Below are 22,355 nucleotides of genomic sequence, written 5' to 3'. Positions count from 1 at the left end.
GCGTGCGGTGAGCAGCCGGGCTAGACCATCCACTGGTCGTGGCGGTGATAGACGTCGGCCCATTCCTCTTCGCTGAGCTGCCGTCCGCTTGCCACGATCTCGGCCAGTTCCTCGAAGTAGGCCTCGCGGGGTGCACCTGGGGCGAACAGGACCAACATCGTGGCTGGTCCGTCCGAGTTGCGGAACGCGTGAATCCCTCCCGGCGGCACGAAGAGGAAGTCGCCCGGGGAGCTGCTGGCCCAGCGTTCACCGTTGTAGAGGCCGACCGTCCCGCTCAGGACGAAGAAGGACTCGGAGAAGGTCTTGTGGAAGTGCGCTCCTCCTCCTGAGGGTTCGGCACCCATCTCCCACCGGTAGAGCCCGTACTGGCCGCCGGTGCTCGCCCCGGTAGCCAGGTAGTGCACCCTCGTACGCTCGCCGATCGACAGGTCCGGCGCGGTGTCCGCGGTGTGGAGCCTGCCCGTGATCTCGCCCTTGTCACCCAGATAGAGAGCGTCCGGATACGTCATCCCGTTCCTCCTTGGAGCGCAGTCGGCCTTGCGTTCACCTTGTGGCAGGGATCATCATCCTGCCCGTTCCGGCTCTTGCGCGGGTGAGGCGCCCAGGCGGGTGGTGATCGTGCGGGCGGCGGTGGTGAGGGCGGGGAGCCAGGTGGTGAGGTCCTCGTCGCGGCTCACCGGGACCACGATGCTGAGGGCGGCCTCGACTCCGGCGGGCGAGAAGACCGGGGCGGCGACGCCGCTGACGCCGGCGCGGAGCTCGTCGTGGGAGTAGTCGTGGCCGGCGCTCCGGACCTTGTCGAGGCGCGCGGGGTCGTCGACCGGGACGGGCGGCGGGTCGAGGTGGGCGAGGATGGCGCGGCCGGCGGCGCCGGCGGCGAGGGGGCGGCGCTGGCCGGGCTGGTAGTCGACCTTCACCAGGTGGCGGGTGCCGGGGACGCGGTGGGCGACGACGATCTCGGTGCCCTCGCGGACGTGCAGCGTGACCGTCTCTCCGGTCGTGGCGCTGAGCTCCGCCATGACCGGGCGGGCGGCTGCCAGGAGGTCGTTCTCGACGGAGTCGGCCAGGTGCCGCAGGACCATGCCGAGGCCGTAGCCCCGGGGATGGCGGCGGACGAAGCCCCGGCCTTCGAGCGTGGCCAGGAGGCGGTGCGTCACCGTGCGGTGCATGCCGAGGCGCTCGGCCAGCTCAGCCGCCGTGCCCGGGCCCTGTTCCGCCACGTTCAGCAGAAGGGCGAGCGCCTGGTCGGCGGTCTTGGAGATCTCCGGCATGCGTTCCCCTCATTGACGTGACCGGACCTGCCTTCGTAGGCTATCCGATAATCGGGTATTCGAATCCGATAATCGGACAGGGGTTAATCGGACGAGGAGGAGGTCGGGCCGTGGCCTACTACCGGCAGGTCGGGAACGTGCCGCCCAAGCGCCACACGCAGCACCGCACCCCGGAGGGCGGCCTTTACTTCGAGGAGCTGATGGGCGAGGAGGGCTTCTCGTCCGACTCGTCGCTGCTCTATCACCGGCACATCCCGTCCGCGATCGTGGACGCGCAGCCGTGGGAGCCGCCGAGCCTCGACGTCAGTCCCAACCATCCGCTGCGCCCCCGGCATCTCAAGACCCACGAGCTCACCCAGGACTGGAAGGCCCAGGACGCGGTCACCGGGCGGCGGCTGCTGCTCGGCAACGACGACGTGCGCCTGTCGTACGTCGCGGCCGGGGAGTCCTCGCCGCTCTACCGCAACGCGATCGGCGACGAGTGCGTCTACGTCGAGTCCGGCGCGGGGACCGTCGAGACCGTCTTCGGCGCGCTGCCGGTGCGCCAAGGTGACTACGCCGTCATACCGCGTGCGACGACCCACCGGTGGGTGCCGGAAGGCAACGAGCCGCTGCGGCTCTACTGCATCGAGGCGAGCAGCCACATCACGCCCGTGCGGCGATACCTGTCGAAGTTCGGGCAGCTCCTGGAGCACGCCCCCTACTGCGAACGCGATCTGCACGGGCCCGAAGGGCTGCTGGAGGCCCACGGCGAGAACGTCGAGGTGCTGGTCAAGCACCGCGGCGCGCGGGGCGGGATCACCGGGACGCGGTACGTCTACCCCCGGCACCCGTTCGACGTCGTCGGCTGGGACGGCTGCCTCTACCCGTACACGTTCAACATCGCCGACTTCGAGCCGATCACCGGGCGTGTGCACCAGCCGCCGCCCGTGCACCAGGTCTTCGAGGGCAACAACTTCGTCATCTGCAACTTCGTACCGCGGAAGGTCGACTACCACCCGCTGTCGATCCCGGTGCCGTACTACCACTCCAACGTCGACTCCGACGAAGTGATGTTCTACTGCGGCGGCAACTACGAGGCGCGCAAGGGCGCCGGCATCGGTCAGGGCTCCATCACCCTGCATCCCGGCGGGCACGCCCACGGCCCCCAGCCCGGCGCGTACGAACGCAGCATCGGCGCGGAGTTCTTCGACGAGCTCGCCGTCATGGTCGACACGTTCAAGCCACTCCAGGTCGGCGAGGGCGGGCTGGCCACCGAGGACGAGGCGTACGCCTGGACATGGGCGGGCGGCCGCCGTTGACCCCGCCAGGCGGGCCGGCGCCGGAGACCGGGACGTTGCTGGACGCGCTGGTGGACGATGCCGGGCTGTTTCCGCCGACGGCGCTCGACATGGGCGATGCGGTGCGGCGGCACATCGACGACCAGCGCCGTCGGCACCCCATGCTCAGCCACCGGTTCCTGTGCCCGGCCAGCCGCCTCGGCGAACTGCGCGCTCAGTTGAACGGAGGCCATCGGCTCCGCGTGGGGCTCATCGCGGACACCGGCGTCGATGGCCTTTCCGACGCGCTCATGGAGATCGGCGTCGACCCGCGCCTGGAGATCGCCCACTTGGAGGTGCCTCTGGCGGCGATTTCGGGCGATGAGGCCTCCGCGGTCGCCGCCGTGCGGAGCGTGGCCGGTGGCTCCCTCTTCGTCTTCTGCGAGCCTGCCTCGTATGAACGGGTGCCGCACACCGTGCGTGCCCTCCAGGACGGCGACGGGCTGAAACTGCGCTGCGGCGGCGTGCGCGCCGAGCTCTTTCCCAGCCCGTCCACGCTGGCCGGCGCGCTGGTCACAGCGGCGGCGGCCGGCGTGCCGGTGAAGGCGACCGCAGGGCTGCACGAGGCAGTACGGCACCACGATCCGGCGACAGGCTTCACCCACCACGGCTACCTCAACCTGCTGCTGGCCACCGCCGAGGCGGTCGCCGGAGCCGAGGCGTTCAACGTCCGGTCGGCCCTGGAGATCACCGACGCGGCTGTTCTGACCCGCCGGCTCAAGGCGCTGGACGCACAGGCCGTCGCCCGGCTGCGGCGGACGTTCGTCAGCTATGGCTCGTGCAGCACGAGCACACCCATCGACCAGGCCCGCGACCTTCTCCTGACCAATCCGGGCCTTGCGAAAGGACGACGATGATCAACGGCTTCGGGATCGAGAACCTCCCCTACGGCGTGTTCTCGATCTCCGGCGACGCGCCGCGCGTCGGCGTCCGGTTCGGCGACCAGGTGCTCGACCTGGCCGCCACGCTCGACGACGCCACGTTCGCCGCACCCTCCCTGAACCCGTTCATGGCGCAGGGCCGCGCCCGCTGGACCGAGGTCCGCGAGCAGATCACCGGCATTCTGGCGCACGGGCGGCGGGCGGTGCTGCATCCCCTCACCGGCGTGCGCCTGCACCTGCCGTTCGAGGTCGCCGACTACGTCGACTTCTACGCGTCCGAGGAGCACGCGACCAACCTCGGACGCATGTTCCGCCCTGACTCGGCGCCGCTGCTGCCCAACTGGAAACATCTCCCCGTCGGCTACCACGGCCGTTCCGGCACCGTCGTCCCGTCCGGCACCGACATCGTGCGGCCCACCGGCCAGCGCAAGCCACCCGGTCAGGAGAGCCCTGACTTCGGCGCCAGCCGGCGCCTGGACGTCGAGGTCGAGGTGGGCTTCGTCGTCGGCGTGCCCTCCGCCCTCGGCGAGCCCGTGCCCACCAGCGCGTTCGCCGACCATGTCTTCGGTGTGTGCCTGGTGAACGACTGGTCCGCCCGCGACATCCAGGCCTGGGAGTACGTCCCGCTCGGCCCGTTCCTGGGCAAGTCGTTCGCCACCTCCATCTCCCCGTGGATCGTGCCGCTGGACGCCCTCGCCGGGGCCCGCGTCCCCACCCCGCCCCAGGATCCGCAGCCCCTCCCCTACCTGGCGGAGGACGAACCCTGGGGTCTGGACCTCTCGCTCGCCCTCACGCTGAACGGCACCACCGTCTCCCACCCGCCGTACGCGTCGATGTACTGGTCACCGGCACAGATGCTCGCCCACATGACCGCCAACGGAGCCTCCCTGCGCACCGGCGACCTCTACGCCTCCGGCACGGTCTCCGGCCCTTCACCCGACCAGCGCGGCTCGTTCATCGAGCTCACCTGGAGCGGCCAGGACCCGCTCAAGCTCCCCGATGGCAGCACCCGCACCTTCCTGGAGGACGGCGACAAGGTGACCATCAGTGGCAGCTGGGGCGACGTCTCCCTGGGAGAGGTGACCGGGCGGATCCTCCCGGCCAGGCAATGACGAGGTGGCGTGCCCCCCTGCAGGTAACGGCGTTTGCCCACGTAGAGCCGTGGCACTGATCTCGAGTTAGTGCCGCAGGCCCTCCTTGCCCTGCCTGCGGGACCACATAATCCCCAAGCATGACCCCAACCCCCCGAATCGCGGCACTCATCGGTGCGGTGGCCCTGGTCCCGCCCCTGCTGGGTGTCGCCGCAGCGCCGACACATGCCGCACCCGCGGCTCCGCAGGCTCCGGCAGCGGCTCCTGCCACCGCCCACGGACCGCCCGCCTTCATCACGGCGACCAAGAAGGTCACCATCAAGGCCCAGAAGCAGCAGCGCAGCTACTGGTGTGCCCCGGCCGCCGGGCGTGCCCTGCTCTACCCGCTGCTCGGCTCGGCTCTGCCCAGCCAGAGCAAGCTGGCCGGCTGGATGAGGACCGACTCCGGCGGCACCTCCGGTCCCGCGCTGCGCAACGGCCTGCGCAAGGCACTGTCCACGTACGGCAGCGGCCAGTACGACGTGGTGGCGCTGCGCCCCGGCTCGCAGAGCGCGTTCCACACCAACATCAAGTCAGCCGTCGGCTCGAAGAAGGTCGCCCTGATCTACCGGGTGTACTTCGGCTACAAGCCGTGGGGCCGGCAGGTCAACAACAAGACCGGCCACTTCATGGTCGTCCGCGGCTACACCACCGGGTCGGGCCCGAAGGTCCTCTGGTGGGACCCGTGGGACAACACCTACCACACCGCCTCGCTGGCCAAGTCCTGGGCGAGCGTCAAGAAGGCCGGCCGTCACGGCCACGTCGCCGCCAAGAGCTGAGCCACGTCGCCGTCAAGAGCTGACACCATAGCCCCCTGGCACCAACGGCAGGTTGGTGCCAGGGGCCCTGATGCCGCCCCGCCAGAGATCGCATAATCCCAGGGTATGACCCGAACTTCCCGCATCACGGCGCTCGTCGGTGCCGCCGTGCTGACGCCGCCGCTGCTGGCCGGCATCGCCGTCGCCCCGGCACACGCGGCGCCGGCCGCCCCGCAGGCTCCGGTCGCCGCTGCGGCACCGGTCGCCGCCGCGGCACCAGCCGCCGAAGTGTTGGCGACCAAGAAGGTCACCATCAAGGTCCAGAAGCAGCAGCGCAGCTACTGGTGTGTCCCGGCCGCGGGGCGCGCCATGCTCTCCCGGCTGATCAGCCGGGGACTGCCCAGCCAGAGCAAGCTGGCCGGCTACATGAGGACCAACTCCGACGGCACGACCCCTGCGGGTTTCCGCAACGGTCTGCGCAAGGCCCTCAGCACGTACGGCAGCGGCCAGTACGACGTGGTGCCGCTACGTCCCGGTTCGCAGAGCGCGTTCCACACCAACATCAAGGCCGCCGTCGGCGAAAAGAAGGTCGCGGTGGCGTACCGGGTCTACTTCGGTTACAAGCCGTGGGGCCGGCAGGTCAACAACAAGACCGGCCACATGATGGTCGTCCACGGCTACACCACCGGGTCGAGCCCGATGATCCTCTGGTGGGACCCGTGGGACAACACCTACCACAAGGCCTCGCTGGCCAAGTCCTGGGCGAGCGTCAAGAAGGCGGGCCGTCAAGGCCACGTCGCAGCCAAGAGCTGACGCCGTCCGCCGAGAACTGACGCCGCCTGCCGAGAACTGACCCAGCCCGCGAGAACCGGCCCCGCCACCTAGCCCCCACGGTGGCGGGGCCTTTTCGCGTCCGAAGGAAGTCTGTCCGCAGGATGGCCGGTTATTTGACGCCTGCCTCCTTCATGTCGCGGAGCTCGCGCTTGAGCTCCTTGATCTCGTCGCGGAGGCGGGCGGCGAGCTCGAACTGGAGGTCGGTGGCGGCCTGGTGCATCTGGTCGGTCATCTGCTCGATGAGCGACTCCATCTCCTCGCGGGGGCGTTCGCCGACGAGGTCGGCGGCGTGCCGGCCGGCTTCCTTTCTGCGCGAGGCCAGGCCGGGGACGGGGGCCTTGCCGCGGCTCTGCTGGCGGCCGGCGCCGCCGATGAGGGTCTCGGTGTCAGCGTCCTCGCGGACGAGGGAGTCGAGGATGTCGGCGATCTTCTTGCGGAGCGCGGTGGGCTCGATGCCGTTCTCGGTGTTGTAGGCCTGCTGCTTGGCGCGCCGGCGGTTGGTCTCATCGATCGCGCGCGCCATGGACGGCGTGACCGTGTCGGCGTACATGTGGACCTGGCCGGAGACGTTACGGGCGGCGCGGCCGATGGTCTGGATGAGGGAGGTCTCCGAACGCAGGAAGCCCTCCTTGTCGGCGTCGAGGATCGCGACGAGCGAGACCTCGGGCAGGTCGAGGCCCTCACGGAGGAGGTTGATGCCGACGAGGACGTCGAACTCACCGGCGCGCAGCTCGCGGAGCAGCTCGATGCGGCGCAGGGTGTCGACCTCGCTGTGCAGGTAGCGGACCTGGATGCCGAGCTCGAGGAGATAGTCGGTGAGGTCCTCGGACATCTTCTTGGTGAGGGTGGTGACCAGGACGCGCTCGTCCTTCTCGGTGCGCAGCCGGATCTCGTGGATCAGGTCGTCGATCTGGCCCTTGGTGGGCTTGACCACGATCTCGGGGTCGATCAGGCCGGTCGGGCGGATGACCTGCTCGACGACGTCGCCCTTGACCCGGTTCATCTCGTACGAGCCGGGGGTCGCCGACAGGTAGACGGTCTGGCCGATGCGCTCCAGGAACTCCTCCCATTTGAGCGGGCGGTTGTCCATCGCGGAGGGCAGGCGGAAGCCGTGCTCGACCAGCATGCGCTTGCGGGAGGCGTCGCCCTCGTACATCGCGCCGATCTGCGGGACGGTCTGGTGGGACTCGTCGACCACGAGGAGAAAGTCCTCGGGGAAGAAGTCCAGCAGGGTGTTGGGGGCGGTGCCCCCCTCGCGGCCGTCGATGTGGCGCGAGTAGTTCTCGATGCCGGAGCAGGTGCCGACCTGGCGCATCATCTCGATGTCGTACGTGGTGCGCATGCGCAGGCGCTGGGCCTCGAGCATCTTGCTTTGGCGCTCCATGGTGGCCAGGGTCTCTTCGAGCTCGGCCTCGATGCCCCCGATCGCCCGCTCCATGCGCTCCGGGCCCGCGACGTAGTGGGAGGCGGGGAAGACGTAAAGCTCGTCGTCCTCGGTGATCACCTCGCCGGTGAGCGGGTGGAGGGTGGCGAGTTTCTCGATCTCGTCGCCGAACATCTCGATGCGGACGGCGAGCTCCTCGTACTGCGGGATGATCTCGACCGTGTCGCCGCGCACACGGAACGTGCCGCGCGTGAACGCCAGGTCATTGCGGGTGTATTGCATGCCGACGAGCTGGCGGAGGAGGTCGTCGCGCTCGATCTGCTGGCCGACGCGGAGCTGGACCATGCGGTCGACGTACTCCTGCGGGGTGCCCAGGCCGTAGATGCACGAGACGGAGGCGACCACGACGGTGTCGCGGCGGGTGAGGAGCGAGTTGGTCGCCGAGTGGCGGAGCCGGTCGACCTCGTCGTTGATCGAGGAGTCCTTCTCGATGTAGGTGTCGGTCTGCGGGATGTAGGCCTCGGGCTGGTAGTAGTCGTAGTAGGAGACGAAGTATTCGACCGCGTTGTGCGGCATCATCTCGCGCAGCTCGTTGGCGAACTGCGCGGCCAGCGTCTTGTTGGGCTGCATGACCAGGACGGGCCGCTGGAGCTCCTCGACGAGCCAGGCGATCGTGGCGGTCTTGCCGGTGCCGGTGGCGCCCAGCAACACCGCGTCCTTGTCGCCCCGCCGGATGCGCACCGCCAGGTCGGCGATCGCCTGCGGCTGGTCGCCGGACGGCGTCATCTCCGTGACGACCTCGAACGGCGCCACCTTGCGCTGCAGGTCAGTGATCGGCCGCATGCCTTCAATCTCCCTGATCAAACACCCGCGGGCCGGGTCGGCCCGCATTCCCCACTCTATGCAGGGGGTACGACAGTCTTCCGGGCCGTGGTATTTCCGGTCTGGGCACGATCAGGAGGCGGGGAGCGGGATCCTGGCCCGGACGGCATATCCGCCGTTCTCGCAGGGACCCGCCTCGAACGTCCCGCCCAGGGCCACGACGCGTTCCTGGAGGCCCACCAGGCCGTTGCCGCCGCTGGGCAGGCCGTGGTCGGGCCGGCCGTCCGGCGGGGCGTTCTCGACCTCCACCTCGACCGCCTCCGGCAACAGCAGCAGGCCGATCCTGGTGTCGGCGTCGCCGGCGTGCTTGTGCACGTTCGTCAGGCCCTCCTGGACCAGCCGGTAGACCGTCCGGCCGACCGCCGGGGGCATGGCACGTTCCTCGCCCTGAACGTTCAGATCGGCGCGGAGCCCGGCGGACGTGGACTGGCCGACCAGCTCATGGAGATCGTCCAGCGTCGGCGTGCTCAGGGGCAGCGCCTGCTCGCCCTGCCGCAGCACCCCGATGACCTGCCGAAGCTCGTCCAGCGCCTGCCGCCCCATGTCGCCGATCACCCCGGCCGTCTCGGCGGCGCGCTCGGGATCGCGGGTGGCCACGGCCTTGAGGGCGCCCGCGTGGACGACCATGACGCTCACCCGGTTGGCCACGACGTCGTGCATCTCGCGGGCGATGCGGGTGCGTTCCTCGGCCCTGGCCTTGTCGGCGAGCAGATGGACCTCGCGTTCGAGCCGCCGGGTCCGCTCCTGCAGGGAGGCGATCAGCTGCTTGCGCGTGCCCATGTAGAGCCCCAGCACCACTGGCAGCGCCGTGAACGCCACGCCCAATGTCGTCAATGCCAGGAAGGACTCATCGGTCGCCGTAGGGCCGGGGAAAGCCAGGAACGCGAGGTATCCGGCCACCGAGACCATGATCACCGTGCGCCGGGACGCCGTGTAGGCCCCCAGCGAGTACAGGATGACCAGGGAGGCGATGCCGCCGGCGCCCGTCACCGTGCCCCACACCACCTGGTAGAGCGCGACACCGACAGGATGGTGCCGCCGCAGCACCAAGCCGAGGGCCAGGATCGCGCTGCAGATCGAGACCACCGGCGGCGGCAGCCAGAATTCCTGTGGCGCGAACCACAACCAGACCGCGTCGAAGGCGGCGGTGCCGCCGGCCAGAGAAAGATCCAGCGCCCGAGACCGACGTGTCGGCCACTGCGCCGACCACCAGTTCCGAAAGCGCATGTGACGAGCCTATAGCGAGGCATTACCTGACCAGGCCAGATAAATACGGCAGCGCACCGACTTTCCACCGGCACCCTGCCGGACACCCTCCCGGCGCCCTCCCGCAGACCCCCGGAGCACCCGCGGTCCGCCGAGCCGATGGGCGGAAGCCCTACCAGGACGGCGATTCCGGCGTGCGGCCGGCACCGCCGGAGAGGTGTATCGAGTGGCTTGCCACTGGCACTCTGGTTACGATGACGACGCCGCCAAGGGAACGGGGAATTAGCCCACGATGACCCGATTCGCCATCTGGCTCGGGAAGAACGCCGACGCCTTCATCGCCCTCGTACTCGCCATCGTCGTCGCAGTGATCAGTATCGGACTGAAGATCCCCAACGAGAACCAGGTGATCAACAGCGCGATCCTGGCGGTGATCGGCCTGCTGGCGTCCTCGGTCCTGCGCGACCGCGGCCGGCGGATCCCGGTCGAGGCCGAGGTCCGCGACACGCTGCGGGCGTCGTCGGCCACGCTGGAAGGGCTCAGCGAACGGCTCGAGCACATCGAGCGCTTCGAGGAAGTGATCTCCGACACCAAGCGTGCGCTCGACGAGACCGCCGTGGTCCGGGTGATCAGCGGCGCGCAGGTGGGCCAGGTCCTCGCCGAGGCGCGGCGCGACACCGACCGCTGGTTCTTCAAGGGCGGCACCGGCACCTACATCCGCGCCCGGACGCTCCCCGAATGCGTGGCGGCGGCCCGGCGCGAACGGCGCACCCTCCTGTTCCGGCTCGAGATCCTGGATCCGACCAACGTCGGGGTCTGCGAGTCCTACGCGCGGCACCGCCGGTCGGTCTCCGAGGAGCCCGACGGCACCGGCGAGCAGTGGACGACCGAACGCACCCGCAAGGAGGCGTACGCGACGATCCTGGCGGCGTGCTGGCACAAGCAGCGGTTCGGCATGCTCGACATCGACATGGGCCTGTCCCAGACGATGACGACCCTGCGTTACGACCTGTCCAAGTCATGGGTGGTGGTCACGCGGGACGACCCGCGCGGCGAGGCCCTCGTGATCGCCGCCGACAAGTTCTACTACGGCTGGTACAGCGCCGAGCTCCAGATCAGCCTGGACCAGGCACGCCGCGTTCCGATCGAGCAGGCCCGGCTGGCGCCGCTCGACGACGAGCCGACCGTCGAGGAGGCGCGCAAGCTCTTCGAGGTCCTCGGCATCGAGCTGGCCCGGGGCTACACCGACCGGGACATCGCCGAGATCATCCGCAAGGCCCTCCGGGCCAAGGACCCTTTCGAATGACGCGATACGACGACATCCAGCGAGCGCTCGTGACGGGCACGGCGCCGGACATGCTGCCGGCGTGGGCCCGCCGGGTGCTCGACGATGTCGCCGCGGGGCGGCTGGCGGTCGCGGCGGTGCGGCATCCGCTGGGTTTCCTGTGCCTGCCCGTGGAGCGCAGCGGCGACCTCGGCGTCTGCCTGCACATCTGGTCTCCGGAGGTGCCGGCCGCCCCGGCGACCACCTCGCCGGTGCACTGCCACAGCTGGGACCTGATCAGCTTCGTGTTGTACGGAACGGTGCGCAACGCCCGCGCCGACGTCACCGAGCCGCCAGAGCCCGCCGCGGCCGAGCGGCGGATCTTCGAGGTGGTCAGCCGCGGCGGGATCGACGAGCTTCAGGCCACGTCCCGCACGGTCAGCTGTACCCCCGGCGACTCGTCGGTGCACCGGACGGGCGACACCTACACGCTCCCGGCCGGTGTCTTCCACAGCACGTTCATCGAGGGTGGCCCGGACGCCGCGACCATCGCGCTGGGACGCCAGACGCCCGGCCGCGGTGACCTGTCCATCGGGCCCCTCGACGTCCCCACCCATCAGACCCAGCGCGAACGCTGCGCACCCGACGAGGCCGCCCGGGCGGCCCTCCGGTCGGCGCGGCTGCTGGCTCAGGCTCACCCTGGCATGGCCCACCCGGGTATGACTCCCGACGACGTCCATCCTTCGGCACGGCTCTGACCGCACAACACGTCTGACCGCAGAGTACGGAGAGGCCCCGATGAACTCATCGCACCCCGCCCCGGCCCCTCTGGTCGATCTCATCGAGGCGGGACGCGTCGCCGCCGAGGCGGCCGAGGCCGCCGGGGATCTCCTGCGCACCCGGATGACGGGTCCGCTGGACATCCATCTCAAGGGCGCCGGCGTGGACGTCGTCACCGACCTGGACCTGGCCTGCGAGGAGCTGATCCTGGAACGGATCGGCGGCGCGTTCCCCGGGCACCGCATCATCTCCGAGGAGGCGGGGGCCGTCGGTGCGGCCGGCAGCGGCTTCACCTGGCTGGTCGACCCGCTCGACGGGACCAACAACGTCGCGATCGGCATGCCGGTGTGCGCGGTCGGCCTGGCGCTCTGCGCGGGGTCCCTGCCGGTGCTGGGCGTCGTCCACGAGCCGGTCAGCGGCCGTACATGGCGGGCCGTGCGCGGTGAGGGCGCGGTGGGCCCGGACGGAACGCGGCTGCGGCTCCCCGACCAGCCCCGGCCTGGCCGCGCCGACAAGCCGGTGCTCGCCTGGATCCAGGGCCACGATGTGGACCGCGACGACGAGGTGGCGGTGCCGCTGAAGACGATGCTGGAGCGGCACGGCGGCCGGTTGCTCCAGCTGTGGGCGCCGCTTGTCGCGTGGGTCATGCTGGCCCGCGGCGACATCGACGGCATCGTGGGCTACCGGCCCGAACTCGTCGACCTGCCCGCCGGGGCCCTCCTCGCCCAGGAGGCGGGCGCGGAGCTCCGCGCGCTCGACGGCGGCCCGTACCGTCCGAGCATCGAGCTGCCCCCGGCCGAGCGCGGCTTCGTGGCTGCCCGTCCCGAGTCGCTCGGCCGCCTGCTCGACACGGCCGAGGCCGTCCTCGACCTGGCCGCGGGCTTGCCCGTCAGCCCGTGAGGAGCTCAGCCCGTGAGGAGCAGGGCGCCCACCGACGCCGCGCATCCCAGCACCCCCAGCGCCGTGCCGGTCAGGACGAACTTGCGCATCGGAACGCGGACGTCCCAGCGCCTGCACCACTCGAACCACAACAGGGTCGCCAGCGAGCCCCACGGCGTGATCACCGGGCCGACGTTCGTCCCGATGAGGAGTGACAGCAACTGATCCCGGTTGTGCTCCGGGACGGCCGACTCCCCCGCCACGTACGCGGGCAGGTTGTTGAGCACGTTGGACAGGCCGCCCCCGGCGAACGCGGCGCGCATCGCCCCGGCCACCCCGTCGTCGGTGCCGACGAGCGCCCGCATCACCTCGTCCAGCCCGTACCGCTCCAGCGTGGGCACCACGAGGAACAGCCCGGTGACGAAGACCATCAACTGCCAGGGGATCAGCGACGGCCGCAGCGAGCCAGGGTCCCGTACCGCGAACGCGATCACCGCCACCACCGCCGCCACGGTCGCGGCGATGCCCAGCTGGATGCCGGTGTGCACGCCCGCGAGGATGGCCGCGATGAACAGCAAGCACGCGATCCCGGTCGCCCCGAACAAAATGCGGTCCCGTACGGGCTCGGGCTCGGGCGGCTCGTAGCGGTCCGCGTCCACACCCCGCATCGAACGCCGCCAGAAGAAGACCCACAGCAGCACCATCGTGACGGCGAGGGCCGCCAGCTGCGGCGCCCACATCCGCTCGGCGAACGCGGAAGTCTCCAAGGCGACCCGGTTCGCCGCCAGCAGGTTGGTCAAGTTGGAGACGGGCAGCAGCAGGCTCGCGGTGTTGGCCAGCCACACGGTCGTCATCGCGAGCGGCAACGCCGCGATGCGCGCACGCACCGCCAGCGCAAGCATGACCGGAGTGAGCAGCACAGCCGTCGTGTCGAGGTTGAGGAAGATGGTGTTGACCGAGGCGAACGCCACGCAAAGCAGGAACAGCGCGAAGTAGTCTCCGCGCCCCCACTTGGCCAGCCGCTGCGCGATCGCGTCGAAGACGCCAGCCTCTTTGGTCAGCTCGGCCAGCACGATGACGCTGAACAAGAACAGCAACAGCGGGGCGATGCGTTCAATGCTCTCCTCCGCCTCCGCACGTGGCAGCAGACCGGTGGCCACGAAGAGCAAGCCCAGCGCGAGCAGGCCGAAACGGATCCAGTCGAGCACGCCCATGTCGCCCGCGGCTCGGCGGAGGACCTGTCCGGGAGGTGACACGGCGACATGATCCCATATGCGTCGTCTGGTGCTACGCCGTGCCGCCGTGCCGCGCGATAATCCACCCATGACACCCCCCGGCCCGCCACGACAGGAACGCCCGACCGATTTCTTCATCAGCTACTCCCCCGCCGACGAGCGGTGGGCGTCCTGGATCGCCTGGCAACTGGAGGCCGCCGGGCACCGGACGATGATGCAGGCCTGGGACTTCGTGCCGGGGACGAACTTCATCGACTTCATGGACCGCGGCCTGTCGGAGGCGAAGGTCGTGGTGGCGGTGCTGTCGCGCAATTACCTGCGTTCGCGGTACGGCCGCCTGGAGTGGATGTCCGCGCTGCGCGCCGACCCGGACAACCCCGCCAACAAGCTGGTGACGGTACGGATCGAGGACTGCCCGATCGACGGGTTGCTGTCCACCATCACCTACGTCGACCTGGTGGGGATCGACGATCCAGACCAGGCGCGCGACCTGCTGATGCGCCGCATCGAGGAGGCCCTCGCGGGCCACGCCATGCCGGCGGCCGGGCCCGGCTTCCCCGGCCGAGCGCCACTCCCCGGCCGGGCGCCGCTCCCCGGACAGGTCGAGCACGACGACACCGGACGCCACGACCCTGGGAGTCACGACAACGGGCGCCGTGGCGGGGCACGGCTGCCGGAGCAGACCGGCGAGCGCCAAGCCAGGCGTGCGCCGGTCGCCGCGCCGTTGTTCCCCGCGACGTCGGGCGCCGACCGGGAGCCGCGCGAGCACATCAGTGTGCTGCACGTCACCGGGCCGCGGTTCGGCCGTACGCTCGCCGAGCCGGGCGAGCCCACCACCGCGACCGAGCTGCAGGACCGGATCTGGAGCGACGTCACGCGGCTCGCGGATTCGGACGTGCCACGGCCGGACCTGCTCGTCGTCACCGGCAACCTGACCCACTCCGGGAGCCGCAAGGAGTTCGCCGAGGCGCTGTCGTTCCTCACCAGCCTGCGCGCGCTGCTCGGGCTGGAGGCGCAGCGCGTGGTGATCGTGCCGGGCACCCGCGACGTCAACCGTGCGGCCTCCCAGGCGTACTTCTCCAGCTGCGAGGCCGACGACATCGACCCGCAGCCGCCGTACTGGCCCAAGTGGCGGCACTTCGCCGGGCTCTTCAAGGAGCTCTACCAGGGACTCGACAGCCTGGTCTTCGACAGCGCCCAGCCGTGGACGTTGTTCCCGGTGCCGGATCTCAAGGTCGTGATCGCGGGCCTCAACTCCACGCTCCCGCAGACGCACCGCCAGGACGACCGGTACGGGCAGGTCGGGCAGGCGCAGGCGGCGTGGTTCACCGAACGCCTGCGCCACTTCGAGGACGAGGGATGGCTGCGTCTCGGGGTCGTCGAGCACACGCCCATCGCCGGTGAGCCGGGGGCGCTGCGCGATCCGGACCCGGCCACCGTGGACACGCTCCTCGGCGGTCACGTGAACCTCTTCTTCCAGGGCACCGAGCCCGATTTCGGCGGCGGCATCCCGGAGCTGCCGTCCGGGCCGCCGTGCGTTCCGGCGCTCGGCCCCGGCCGCCACCAGGTCGTGGTCGTGCGGCGGGACGGCCTGGAACGCTGGATCCCCGAGGAGGCGACCCGGCGCGGACCCGAACGCCTCGCCCGGGAGTGGATCCGGGTCGGTGGCACGTTCCCGGCACCGCGGCAGGAGGCACCTACCGAGACCGCGGTCGGGCCGACGCCCGAGCTCGGGCCGCGCCGGCTGGAGGTCGAACCCTCGTCCGACCCCACCGCCGAGCTGCTCGACCGCATCGCCGAGGCGTGCGAGACGCGCTTCGAGCGGGCCACGATCCGAAGGATCGACGCCGACCCGCCGCACCTGCTGCTGACGCATCTGGAGGACGGGTTCGTCCGGCAGTACCGCATCGGCGCGCACGTCGGCGCGCTCTCGCAGGAGGACGTCGACGCGTTCGTCAGGCACGTCCACGCCGACGGCGCCGACCACGGCTCCGAGCTGGTCTACATCGGCTCGGCTCCGCCCCGGTCGCTGCGCGAGGACGCGCTGCGGCGCGGGATCAGGGTGCGCAGCCTCACCGAGTTCCAGGGGCTGCTCGACCTGTCGGAGTACGTGAGCGGGCAGACGCGGCGGCTGGCCTCGGGCGGCCTCTACCCGCCGTCGTTGTACGTGCCGCAGCGCTACCGCGACCTTGACCGTCCCGCGTCGGGCCCTGAGGTCCACGAAGACCTCGTCGGCGAGATGCTCCGGCTGCTGGCGGCCGACCATGGCCGGTTCCTGCTGCTGCTCGGCGACTTCGGGCGCGGCAAGACGTTCGCGCTGCGCGAGCTGGCCCGGCGCATCCCGGCCGAGCTTCCGCACGTGATCCCGATCCTCATCGAGCTGCGGGCGCTCGACAAGGCGCACTCGGTCGACGGCCTGGTGGCCGCGCACCTCGCCAACCACGGCGAGGAGCTCATCGACCTGAAGGCGTTCCACTACATGCTGCGGCAGGGCCGCATCGTGCTGCTCTTCGACGGCTTCGACGAGCTGGTGACACGCGTGACGTACGACCAGGCTGCGGACCACCTCGACATGTTGCTGCAGGCCGCGCAGGACAAGGCGAAGATCGTGGTGGCCAGCCGTACCCAGCACTTCAAGTCGCAGGCGCAGGTGCTGACCGCCCTCGGCGAGAAGGTCGGCGTGCTCCCCCACCGGCGGGTGCTCGGCATCGAGGACTTCACGCCCACGCAGGTCCGCTCGTACCTCGTGCACCGGTACGGCGACGAGGAGATCGCCGAGGCCCGGCTGCGGATCCTGTCGGGCATCGAGGAGCTGCTCGGCCTGACCAGCAACCCGCGCATGCTGAGCTTCATCGCCGACCTGCCCGAGGAACGCCTGCGCGCCGTGGCACAGGCCCGGCACACCGTCAGCCCGGCGGACCTCTACCGCGAGATCCTCAGCTCCTGGCTCGCCCACGAGGCCGAACGGGTGCGGGGCTCCGGCGGCCCCTCCGGCCTGGAGACCACGGACATGTGGCGGGCGGTCAGCACGCTCGCGCTGCGGCTGTGGGAGAGCAACGAGTCGTTCCTGCGGCTGAACGAGCTCTCGGACGTGGCTGACACGCTCACCGACCTCGCCGAAGGACGCATGTCGCCGCATCAGGTGATGCACGCCGTCGGGGCCGGGAGCCTCCTTGTGCGGACCGAAGAGGGACTCTTCGGCTTCATCCACAGCTCGGTGATGGAGTGGCTCGTCGCGCGGCACATCGCCGACGAGTTCGCCCGCGGCACCGGGTCCACCAACGGCAGCGGGTTCGTCCACGGCACCGGGTTCGTCCACGGCACGGGGCCGCGCGCCCTGTCGCTGCGGGCGCTGTCACAGCTGACCGTGGACTTCCTCTGCGACCTCGCCGACACCCGCACGCTCCAGGACTGGGCCGCCGGCGTGCTCGCCGACCCCGACCTCCATGACGTGGCGCGCACCAACGCCATCAAGGTCACCACACGGCTGCGCACGCCCGCCCGCGCCGACCTGCGCGGCGCCAACCTGCAGGGCGAGGATCTGTCCTACCGCGACCTCCAGGAGGTCGACCTCACCGGCGCCGACCTCACCGACGCGCAGCTGGTCGGAGCCAATCTCTCGCGGGCGATCCTGCGGGACGCGTCGCTGGTGGGCGCGCGCCTCGATGACGCCCGGCTGACCGGCGCCGACCTTCGCGGCGCCGACCTGGGCCGGGCGCGCCTGGCCAACGCCGACCTGCGGGACGTCGCCGTCGAGGGCAGCCGCTGGACGCGGGCCGCGCTCATCAGCGCGTCGCTGCCGGACCGGATCGCGCAGGCGCCCGAGCTCCGCGAGGCCGCCATCGCGCCCGGCCGTCCCATCGACGTCCAGGTCGCCCCGGCGGCGGTGGGGGTGCCGTACGGCTTCCACTTCCAGACCAGCCGCCTCCCGCAGCCCCTCGCGTACAGCCCGGGCGGCTCGGTCCTCGCGGTCGGCAGCGAGGACGGCGGCGTGCTGATCGTCGACGCCGTCACCGGCACCCCGCTCCGCACCCTGGAGGGCCACCGCGACCGCGCCTACGCGGTCGGATTCGACGCGGACGGCAACCTCCTCGCGTCCGGATCCGCCGACGGGTCGGTCCGGCTCTGGGATCTGGCGACCGGGCGCTGCGCGCACACGCTGACCGTGCATCCCGAAGGCGTCTGGCCGGTCGTCATCGGCCCCCGCGGCAGCTTCCTCGTGGCGGCGGGCGCGGCCGACGGCACGATCCGCGTCTGGGACGCGAGGACCGGCGATCTGAGGCACGAGCTGCCCGGTCACACCGCGCCCGTCTACACGGCGGTCTTCGACCCGAACGCGCCGCGCATGGTGACCGGTGACGCCGGTGGCACGCTGCGCGTGTGGGACCTGGAGACCGGCGAGCTGCGGCGGACGCTCACGGGCCACCGGGGCGCCGTCTACCGGGCCGTCTTCCACCCGGACGGATCGTTGCTGGCCGCGGGCGACGAGGCCGGCGTGGTGCGGCTCTGGGACATCCGAACGGGTGAGATCCGGCAAGAGCTCCTCGGCCACACCGGACGTGTCTACGCCATCGCGTTCCACCCCGGCGGCGACGTGATGGTCACCGGTGACACCGACGGCTCCGTGCGGCTGTGGGAGAAGGAGCGGCTGTGGGAGGACGCGCGGCACTCGCTGACGCTCTCCGGCCACGGCGGCGCCATCTACCAGGCGACGTTCAGCCCCGACGGCGGCCGCCTCGCGACGGCCGACAGCGCGGGCTCGGTGCGCCTGTGGGACCCCGAGACCGGGCACCAGCGCCTCGAACTCGCCGGGCACCGCGGCGCGGTCTGGCCGTTCGCCTTCCGGCCTGACGGCGCCCAGCTCGCCACCAGCAGCAACGACGGCACCGCCCGCGTGTGGGACGCCGAGACGGGCCAGTGCCGGGTGGTCCTGCGCGGCCACGGGCGGCGTGTCACCACCGTGGCCTTCAGCCCGGACGGCGGGCTGCTGGCGAGCGCGGGCAACGACGGCCTCGTCCGGCTGTGGGAGCCGCGCACCGGCAGGCTCGTCCGGCAGCTGAGCGGCACCGCCGACAACCTCACCTCCGCTGCGTTCAACCCGCGCGGGTCGCAGCTGGCGACCGCCACCAACGACGGCGGCGTGCACCTCTGGCAGGCGGGCACCGGAACGTTCGAACGCGAGCTCAATGTCGAGACCGACCACGTCTGGGCGCAGGCGTTCAGCCCCTCAGGCGACGTGCTGGCCACCGCCAACGACGACGACAGCGTCCGGCTCTGGTACTGGACGACGGGCCGCGAGACCGTCAACCTCGCCGACCACAGGGGGCGCGTCCGGTCGATCGACTTCAGCCCCGACGGCGAACTGGTGGCCACCGGCTGCGACGACGGGGTCGTCCGGATCTGGGCTGCCCGCAGCGGCGAGTGCGTGCGGGCGCTGCAGGGTCACACCGACCGTGTCTACCGCGTGGTCTTCCATCCCGACGGCGAGACCCTTGCCAGCGCGAGCAACGACGGCACCGCCCGCCTCTGGGACCACCGCACCGGCGAGAGCCGTCACGTGATGACCCGCCATACCGGCCGGCTCTGGACCGCCGCCTTCCACCCCGCGGGCTCGTTCCTCGCGACCGCCGGCGACGACCTGGTGATCCGCCTCTGGGATCCGTCCACTGGACGCCACCTGCACACCCTCTCGGGCCACACGCGCCGTGTCTGGTCCCTGGCGTTCGATCCCGGCGGCACCACCCTCGCGAGCGCGGGCGACGACGGCGCGGTCCTCCTCTGGGACGTGAGCGACCCGGCGGCGCCCATCCGGAAGGCCACTCTGCTCGGCCTGTCGGAGGGCTGGGCCGCGCTCACTCCTGACGGGCGTTACAAATGGGAGGGCAACGCGACCGCCGAGTTCTGGTACGGCATCGGCATGTGCCGTTTCGAGCCCGGAGAGCTGGACGCGTACCTGCCGGAGGTCCGCCGCCTCGCCCTAGACGCGGACCTCTGACTGCTTTTCGGGCGAAGCCCTGGGGGTCTGGGGGTCCACCCCCAGAGGGGACTCTGAGCGCCCTTCGGGCGAAGCCCTGGGGGTCTGGGGGTCCGCCCCCAGAGGAGGCTCTGACAGCGCGGACGCCGCCTCCTGCGGGCTGAGGGTGCGGCCCCGGGTGAACTCCGCTTCGAAGGTGTCGTCGTCCAGAGCGGCGCGGACGGCGGCCGTGACGCGGGCGTTCTCGTCAAGGGCCGTACGGCCCGGGCCTTCGGCGGGAGTGCAGCTCTGGTGAACGTCACCGGGGTCGGCCGCCGCGCGGAGGGCGGCGGCCGAGCCGAGCAGCCGGGCCGCCTGGCGGCCCTCGCCGTCGATGAGCTGGATGGCCGCGAGCCCTTCAAGGACAAAGGCGACTCTGCGGGCGTCCCGGTCGTTCTGGTTGACCTGGTCGTTCCGGAGGATCTCTCGGTGCTGGGCTTCGGCCTGGGCGAGCGCGACGGACAGCGAGCGGCGCGCCTCGTCCAGGCGGCCGGTCTGGATCCAGTACCAGGCGAGGGCGCCGGTGAGGCGCACGGCCAACTCGGTGTCGCTGCGGTGGAGGACGCTCTCGAACGAGGCGCGCAGGTTGGCAGTCTCGGCGGCGAGCCGTTCGGTCCAGCGGATCCGCGCGGGGCCGAGCCGGTAGACCTCCGCGCACTCGGCGACCATCGTGTAGTAGAGGTCGCGGCGCCGCAGCGTCCGGTCGAGCTCGCCTGACTCCCGCAGGCGTTCCATGCCGTAGGCCGCGATCGACTCCAGCAACGCGTAACGGCCGTCCCGGCCGGCACCGTCGGTGCGCAGGACCAGCGAACGGTCGACGAGGCCCGCGAGCAGGCCCGGCAGCTCCTGCGCGTCCACGCCGTGCCCCGCGCAGACCTCCTCGGCCGCTTCAAGGGTGAGGCCGCCCGGGTGGGCGGCGAGACGGCGCAGGAGGATGCGTTCGGGCTCGGTCAGCAGCTCCCAGCTCCACTCGATCGTCGCGCGCAGCGTGCGCTGGCGGTCGGGGGTCCCGCGCCGGCCCGCGGACAGGAGCCGGAAGCGGTCGTCGAGACGGGCGGCCAGCTCCGCCACGCCGAGACCGTTGACGCGGGCGGCGGCGAGTTCGAGGGCGAGCGGCAGCCCGTCCAGCCGCCGGCAGATCGTGGCCACCGCGGCGTCGGCGCCGGGCCCGGGCACGAAGCCCGGAGCGGCAGCCGACACCCGGTCCAGGAAGAGCCGTACGGCGTCGGGCCCCGCCAGCGGCGGGACCGTGCGGACGACCTCGCCGGAGATGCCGACGGGTTCCTGGCTGGTGGCGAGGATCCGGAGCTCGGGCGCGGATTTGAGGAGGCGGTCGGCGAGCTTGGCGACCGCCTCGATGACATGCTCGCAGTTGTCCAGGAGCAGGAGCGCGCGGGCGTCGGAGAGGGCCTCGACCGGATCGGCGTCGCCGAGCCCCAGGGCGGTGGCGACGGCCTCGGCCACCTTGTCCGGGGAGGTGCCGGGGGTGAGCGGTGCGAGCTCGACGATGTGCGCGGGGTCGGGGAACGGGGCGGCTGCTTCGAGAGCGAGGCGGGTCTTGCCCACTCCCCCGGGGCCGGTGAGGGTGACCAGCCGTTCCTTGGTGATCAGTATGCGGATCTCCTCGACGAGATCCGCGCGCCCGACCAGCTCGGTCAACGGGACGGGGAGGCGGGCGGGTGACGTGCGAGGCCGCACGCGAGGCGGATCCAGGGCGGGATCCTGGGCCAGGATCGCCTGCTGGAGGGCGTTCAGCTCATGGCTCGGCGTGAGGCCGAGCTCCTCGCCGAGACGGTGGTGCAGGCCCCGGTGGACGTCGAGTGCCTCGTTCTGCCTGCCCGATCGGTAGAGGGCCAGCATGAGGGCCGCGTGGAAACGTTCCCGCAACGGATGGCGATCGACGTGGTCGGTGAGTTCGCCGATGAGCGCGCTGTGCTCGCCGAGCTCCAGCCGTGCCTCCGCGAGATCCTCCTGCGCGGTCAGCCGCTGCTCGTTCAGGCGGGCGATCGCGCTCCGCGTGAACTCCTCGTCCGCGAAATCGGCGAACGCAGGACCTCGCCACAGCCTGAGCGCCTCCGTCAGGAGCGCCGCCTTGGCGGCGGGCCGGTCCGCCTCGCGTGCCTTGGCGGTGAGCTCCTCGAAGCGGCGGGCGTCCACGGCATCGCACTTGAGGACGTAACCCGGCGGTTGGGAGATCACGAGGTCCGGCCCGTCCGGCTCGGCCTCGCGCAAGGCACGGCGGAGCTGCGACACCTTGGCACGCAGGGCGCCCAGGGGCTTGCCGGGCAGGTCGCGCGGCCACAGGTCCGCGATGAGCCGGTCCGGCGACACCGGATGTCCCTCGTTCACCAGCAGATCGGCCAGCAACGCGCGGACCTTCAGCTCGGGCACCTTGACCGAGCCTCCGTCGTCCGCCCAGACCTCCAGCGGGCCGAGCACCCCGAAACGCATGGGTCCACGCTAACCGGTCCATAACCGGACCCGAATCTCTCCATAACGGCCTCGGCGCATCGTGGAGA

The 22,355-nt window shown here is 71.2% G+C and carries 15 protein-coding genes; 9 read left to right on the top strand and 6 right to left on the bottom strand.

Features of this window, described 5'->3' with window-relative positions:
• Positions 1–20: 20 nt before the first annotated feature.
• Positions 21–509, bottom strand: a complete 489-nt coding sequence (locus ACH34W_RS07490; protein ID WP_395959961.1) for a cupin domain-containing protein — start codon at positions 507–509, stop codon at positions 21–23.
• A gap of 54 nt (positions 510–563) precedes the next feature.
• Positions 564–1,271 carry an IclR family transcriptional regulator gene (locus ACH34W_RS07485; protein WP_395959960.1) on the bottom strand — a complete coding sequence of 236 codons (708 nt, stop codon included), beginning with the start codon at positions 1,269–1,271 and terminating at the stop codon, positions 564–566.
• A 110-nt stretch (positions 1,272–1,381) separates the two neighbouring features.
• On the opposite strand from ACH34W_RS07485, the gene ACH34W_RS07480 reads away from it, so the two are divergent.
• The 5 genes from ACH34W_RS07480 to ACH34W_RS07460 all read left to right on the top strand — a co-directional run bounded on the left by ACH34W_RS07480 (position 1,382) and on the right by ACH34W_RS07460 (position 6,172).
• Positions 1,382–2,572, top strand: a complete 1,191-nt coding sequence (locus ACH34W_RS07480; RefSeq protein ID WP_395959959.1) for a homogentisate 1,2-dioxygenase — start codon at positions 1,382–1,384, stop codon at positions 2,570–2,572.
• A complete protein-coding gene (locus tag ACH34W_RS07475; protein WP_395959958.1) occupies positions 2,551–3,447 on the top strand; it encodes a hypothetical protein in 897 nt (298 codons plus the stop codon). The genes ACH34W_RS07480 and ACH34W_RS07475 overlap by 22 nt, the downstream gene beginning before the upstream one ends.
• Complete coding sequence (fahA, locus tag ACH34W_RS07470) at positions 3,444–4,583, top strand: fumarylacetoacetase (protein ID WP_395959957.1); 1,140 nt, start codon at positions 3,444–3,446, stop codon at positions 4,581–4,583. The genes ACH34W_RS07475 and fahA overlap by 4 nt, the downstream gene beginning before the upstream one ends.
• A gap of 119 nt (positions 4,584–4,702) precedes the next feature.
• Positions 4,703–5,380, top strand: a complete 678-nt coding sequence (locus ACH34W_RS07465; protein WP_395959956.1) for a C39 family peptidase — start codon at positions 4,703–4,705, stop codon at positions 5,378–5,380.
• Between the two features lie 105 nt (positions 5,381–5,485).
• The gene (locus ACH34W_RS07460; RefSeq protein WP_395959955.1) at positions 5,486–6,172 is read left to right on the top strand and encodes a C39 family peptidase; all 687 of its coding nucleotides are present in this window, start codon (positions 5,486–5,488) and stop codon (positions 6,170–6,172) included.
• Positions 6,173–6,302: 130 nt separating this feature from the next.
• On the opposite strand, the gene uvrB is transcribed toward ACH34W_RS07460, so the two are convergent.
• Together uvrB and ACH34W_RS07450 are read right to left on the bottom strand one after the other, a co-directional pair.
• Positions 6,303–8,420, bottom strand: a complete 2,118-nt coding sequence (gene uvrB, locus ACH34W_RS07455; protein ID WP_395959954.1) for an excinuclease ABC subunit UvrB — start codon at positions 8,418–8,420, stop codon at positions 6,303–6,305.
• Positions 8,421–8,531: 111 nt separating this feature from the next.
• Positions 8,532–9,686, bottom strand: a complete 1,155-nt coding sequence (locus tag ACH34W_RS07450) for a sensor histidine kinase (RefSeq protein ID WP_395959953.1) — start codon at positions 9,684–9,686, stop codon at positions 8,532–8,534.
• Between the two features lie 271 nt (positions 9,687–9,957).
• Between ACH34W_RS07450 and ACH34W_RS07445 the strand changes: the two genes are divergently transcribed.
• Genes ACH34W_RS07445 through ACH34W_RS07435 form a run of 3 tightly spaced genes read left to right on the top strand, consistent with a single transcriptional unit; the run spans position 9,958 to position 12,609 of the window.
• On the top strand, positions 9,958–10,971 hold the full coding sequence (locus ACH34W_RS07445) for a hypothetical protein (protein ID WP_395959952.1): 1,014 nt from the start codon (positions 9,958–9,960) through the stop codon (positions 10,969–10,971).
• The gene (locus ACH34W_RS07440; RefSeq protein WP_395959951.1) at positions 10,968–11,687 is read left to right on the top strand and encodes a hypothetical protein; all 720 of its coding nucleotides are present in this window, start codon (positions 10,968–10,970) and stop codon (positions 11,685–11,687) included. The genes ACH34W_RS07445 and ACH34W_RS07440 overlap by 4 nt, the downstream gene beginning before the upstream one ends.
• Positions 11,688–11,727: 40 nt before the next feature.
• Complete coding sequence (locus ACH34W_RS07435) at positions 11,728–12,609, top strand: inositol monophosphatase family protein (protein ID WP_395959950.1); 882 nt, start codon at positions 11,728–11,730, stop codon at positions 12,607–12,609.
• A 5-nt stretch (positions 12,610–12,614) separates the two neighbouring features.
• On the opposite strand, the gene ACH34W_RS07430 is transcribed toward ACH34W_RS07435, so the two are convergent.
• Positions 12,615–13,844 carry an SLC13 family permease gene (locus tag ACH34W_RS07430; RefSeq protein WP_395959949.1) on the bottom strand — a complete coding sequence of 410 codons (1,230 nt, stop codon included), beginning with the start codon at positions 13,842–13,844 and terminating at the stop codon, positions 12,615–12,617.
• 67 nt (positions 13,845–13,911) lie between these two features.
• Between ACH34W_RS07430 and ACH34W_RS07425 the strand changes: the two genes are divergently transcribed.
• Positions 13,912–19,818 carry a TIR domain-containing protein gene (locus ACH34W_RS07425; protein WP_395959948.1) on the top strand — a complete coding sequence of 1,969 codons (5,907 nt, stop codon included), beginning with the start codon at positions 13,912–13,914 and terminating at the stop codon, positions 19,816–19,818.
• Here the strand turns inward: ACH34W_RS07425 and ACH34W_RS07420 are convergent.
• On the bottom strand, positions 19,801–22,287 hold the full coding sequence (locus tag ACH34W_RS07420) for a BTAD domain-containing putative transcriptional regulator (RefSeq protein ID WP_395959947.1): 2,487 nt from the start codon (positions 22,285–22,287) through the stop codon (positions 19,801–19,803). The genes ACH34W_RS07425 and ACH34W_RS07420 overlap by 18 nt on opposite strands.
• Positions 22,288–22,355: the final 68 nt, after the last annotated feature.

Source organism: Actinomadura sp. 6N118 (assembly GCF_044326415.1).
Lineage (GTDB): Bacteria > Actinomycetota > Actinomycetes > Streptosporangiales > Streptosporangiaceae > Spirillospora.
The sequence above is the reverse complement of the archived record's forward strand: the minus strand, read 5'-3'. Positions and strand labels throughout refer to the sequence as shown.